The 4,032-nt window shown below is 69.6% G+C and carries 3 protein-coding genes; all 3 read left to right on the forward strand.

The window, feature by feature from the left end; all coding sequences use genetic code 11:
- The first annotated feature begins 164 nt into the window (after positions 1-164).
- A complete protein-coding gene (gene mreC, locus F7Q96_RS26210; protein ID WP_053820844.1) occupies positions 165-1,217 on the forward strand; it encodes a rod shape-determining protein MreC in 1,053 nt (350 codons plus the stop codon).
- Positions 1,214-1,726, forward strand: coding sequence for a rod shape-determining protein MreD (mreD, locus tag F7Q96_RS26215; RefSeq protein ID WP_053820843.1), 513 nt, complete (start codon positions 1,214-1,216; stop codon positions 1,724-1,726). The genes mreC and mreD overlap by 4 nt, the downstream gene beginning before the upstream one ends.
- Before the next feature lie 60 nt (positions 1,727-1,786).
- The coding region (gene mrdA, locus F7Q96_RS26220) for a penicillin-binding protein 2 (RefSeq protein ID WP_151023606.1) at positions 1,787-4,032 on the forward strand (2,246 nt) is incomplete at its 3' end.

The raw sequence follows: 4,032 nt of genomic DNA on the forward strand, positions 1-4,032 counted from the left end.
CGCTGGCCGACGCCGGCCACGGGCGGGGCCGCCGCCGCGCCACCCTGGCCACGCCGGCCGCCGCCCACCGGCGGCCCGCGCGACTGAGCCAATTCCGGTCCGCCCCCGGACGCCCGCGCGCGGCGTACCGGCGATGCGGACCGCCACCGCCTGCGTACGGCTAAATGGATTACACGCCGCCACCGCTATTCAAGCAGGGCACGTCCGCATTTGCGCGCCTGGTCATCTTCGTGACGATGGCGCTGGTGCTGCTGGTCGTCGACGCCCGCTTCGATGCGCTGTCCACGGTCCGGCAGGTCGCCGCCACCGTGCTGATGCCGGTCGAGCGCGCGGTGCTGGTACCGCGCGACATGGCGCGCGCCGCGTTCGACTATCTGCAGTCGTCCGCCGCGCTGGCCAGCGAGAACCGCGAGCTGCGCCGGCGCGCCGTGGCCCAGGCCGACGACGCGCTGCGCCAGGCCCAGCTCGAGGCCGAGAACCGCCAACTGCGCAAGCTGCTTGACCTGAAGGAGCAATCGGCGACGCCGGTCACCGCGGCCGAGGTGCTGTACGACGCGCGCGATCCGTACAGCCAGCGCATCGTGATCGACCGTGGCAGCCAGCACGACGTGCGGGCCGGGTATCCGGTGATCGACGATCGGGGCGTGGTCGGCCAGGTCACGCGTGTGACGCCGTTCCAGTCCGAAGTCACGCTGCTGACCGACAAGGAACAGGCGATCCCGGTGCAGGTGGTACGCAACGGCCTGCGCAGCATCGCCTTCGGCGGCGGCAAGGCCGGCATGCTGGATCTGCGCTTCATGGCGGCGTCGGCCGATCTGCAGCAGGGCGACCTGCTGGTGACCTCGGGGCTGGACGGCGTCTATCCGGCCGGACTGCCGGTCGCGCGCATCGTGCAGATCGAACGCAAGGCCGACACCGCGTTCTCGCGCGTCTACTGCGAGCCGGTCGCGGGCGTGCGTTCGCACCGCCAGCTGCTGGTGGTGCGCTACGAGGCCGAGAAACCTTCGCGCGACCTGCCGGCCGGCGGCGACGGCAAGAGCGCGGCGGGCAAGACCAGCAAGACGGAGAAGGCCGGCAAGGCCGACAAGGCGCAGAAAGCCGCCGATAAAGCCGAGAAAGCCGATAAAGCCGAGAAGGCGCCCAGGCCCAGGGCGGACGCCGCGGCCACGGTCGCCACGGCGCCTGCCGCCGCGCCCGGCCAGGAGCAGAAGCCGTGACCCATCCCCAATACCTGCTGCGGCCGGTCAATCCGGCCTTCATCGCGCTGACCTTCGTGCTGGCGTTCCTGTTCAACCTGCTGCCGTGGGGCGACATCCTGTGGGTGCCGGACATGGTGGCGCTGGTGCTGGTGTTCTGGAACATCCACCAGCCGCGCAAGGTCGGCATGGGCGTGGCGTTCGTGCTGGGCCTGCTGATGGACGTGCACGATGCCCGCCTGCTCGGCGAGCACGCGATGGCCTATACGCTGCTGGCCTACTTCGCCATCACGATCCACCGCCGCGTGCTGTGGTTCAGCGTCTATACGCAGGCGCTGCACGTGCTGCCGCTGCTGTTCGTCGCGCATGCGGTGCCGGTCGTGATCCGGCTGCTGATGGGCGCGCCGCTGCCCGGCTGGCCGTTGCTGGTCGCGCCCGGCATCGAGGCGCTGCTGTGGCCGCTGGCCACCGGCCTGCTGCTGGCGCCGCAGCGCCGTTCGATCGACGTCGACGAAACCCGGCCGATCTGACGGCATGGCACTCCACTCGCTGTTCCCCTCCGTGCCCCGACCGCCCGTCCACGCAGCACCATGACCGAAATCCGCAACGTCGAACTCGAGCTCGGCCGCTTCCGCCTTCGCGTGGCGGCCGCGGCGCTGTTCGCCGTGATCCTGTTCGGCCTGCTGTTCCTGCGCTTCTTCTGGCTGCAGTGGTACAAGCACGACCAGTATTCGGCCAAGGCCGAGGACAACCGCATCTCGGTGGCGCCGATCGAGCCGAACCGCGGCATCATCATGGACCGCAACGGCATCGTGCTGGCGCGAAACTATTCCGCCTACACGCTGGAGATCACGCCGTCCAAGCTGACACAGTCGCTGGACGACACCATCGACGAGCTGTCCGAGCTGATCGAGATCCAGCCGCGCGACCGCCGCCGCTTTCGCCGGCTGATGGAGGAGTCGCGCAGCTTCGAGAGCCTGCCGATCCGCAGCCAGCTGAGCGACGAAGAGGTGGCGCGCTTCTCCGCGCAGCGCTTCCGCTTCCCTGGCGTCGATGTGCGGGCGCGGCTGTTCCGCCAGTACCCAATGGGCGAATCCGCCTCGCACGTGGTCGGCTATATCGGCCGCATCTCGCAGCGCGACCAGCAGCGCATCGAGGCGATGGACGAGGCCAACGACGCCGATCCGGCCAAGTACGATCCGCGCAAGGACGCCGACAACTACAAGGGCACCAACTACATCGGCAAGATCGGCATCGAGCAGAGCTACGAGACCGAACTGCATGGGCTGACCGGCATCGAGGAGGTCGAGGTCAGCGCCGGCGGGCGGCCGATCCGCACGCTGTCGACCGCGCCGGCGACGCCGGGCAACAACCTGATCCTGTCGCTCGACATCCGGCTGCAGCAGCTGGCCGAGGCGCTGTTCGGCGACCGCCGCGGCGCGCTGGTGGCGATCGAGCCGGCCACCGGCGACATCCTCGCCTTCGTCTCCAAGCCGACCTTCGACCCGAACCTGTTCGTCGAGGGCATCGACACCGCCACCTGGAACGAGCTGAACAATTCCCCGAACAAGCCGCTGCTGAACCGCCCGCTGCGCGGCACCTACCCGCCCGGCTCGACCTACAAGCCGTTCATGGCGCTGGCGGCGCTGGCGACCGGCAAGCGCACCGCGAACTGGGGCATGCACGACCCCGGCTTCTTCACGCTGGGCAACCACACCTTCCGCGACGACAAGCCGGGCGGCCACGGCTGGGTCGACATGAACAGCTCGATCGTCGCGTCGTGCGACACCTACTACTACGCGCTGGCGCGCGACATGGGCGTCAACGCGATCCACGACTTCATGAAGCCGCTTGGCTTCGGCCAGCTGACCGGCATCGACATCGAGGGCGAAAGCCGCGGCATCCTGCCGTCGACCGAGTGGAAACGGCGCGCCTACCGCAAGCCCGAGCAGCAGAAGTGGTATGACGGCGAAACCATCTCGCTGGGCATCGGCCAGGGCTACAACAGCTTCACGATCCTGCAGCTGGCGCACGCGACGTCGATCCTGGTCAACAACGGCGTGGTGATGAAGCCCCACCTGGTCAAGGCGATCGAGGACGCGGTCACGCGCCAGCGCCGCCTGACGGTGCCCAAAGAAAGCTACCGCCTGCCGTTCAAGCAATCCGATATCGACGTGATCAAGCGCGCGATGGTCGGCGTCACGCATTCGGGCACCGCGGCCAAGGTATTTGCCGGCGCGGCCTACGAGTCGGCCGGCAAGACCGGCACCGCGCAGACCTTCTCGCTGAGCAAGGGCGAGAAGTACAACCACCACGCGCTGGCCGAGCACAAGCGCGACCACGCGCTGTACACCGCCTTCGCGCCCGCCGACAAGCCGAAGATCGCACTGGCGCTGATCGTCGAGAACGCCGGCTTCGGCGCGGCACACGCGGCACCGATCGCGCGCAAGGTGATGGACTACTACCTGCTCGGCAAATGGCCCGCCGAACTGGCCGAGATCGCGCCGCCGGTCTCCGAGCGCGCGCACGGCCTGCCGCCGGTCGATACGCCCAGCGTGTTCACCACCGGCCATACCGCCAGCATCGCCAGCGCCAGCGCAATGGGCAACACGCTGGCCAACGAGGAAGGGGAAGGCAAGCCGGGCGCGAAGGATCAGCACGACGCGGCACGCGACGGCGGCGCCAGCGCGGCCGCCGCCGCGCCGGACATCGATCCGCAGGCGATCGCACCGGCCTCCGCGCCGCTGACGCTGGGCGAACGCATGCGTCAGGCGCTCGGCCACGCCAGGCCGCCGCATGATGGCGCGCCGCCGGCGCCGGCCGCCGCGCCGCCCGC

It is taken from the genome of Cupriavidus gilardii (assembly GCF_008801915.1).
In the GTDB taxonomy this organism is placed as follows: domain Bacteria; phylum Pseudomonadota; class Gammaproteobacteria; order Burkholderiales; family Burkholderiaceae; genus Cupriavidus; species Cupriavidus gilardii.

Coding starts and splice junctions, on each gene's coding strand:
- mreC (WP_053820844.1), top strand. CDS start 165: ATGGATTACACGCCGCCACCGCTATTCAAGCAGGGCACGTCCGCATTT.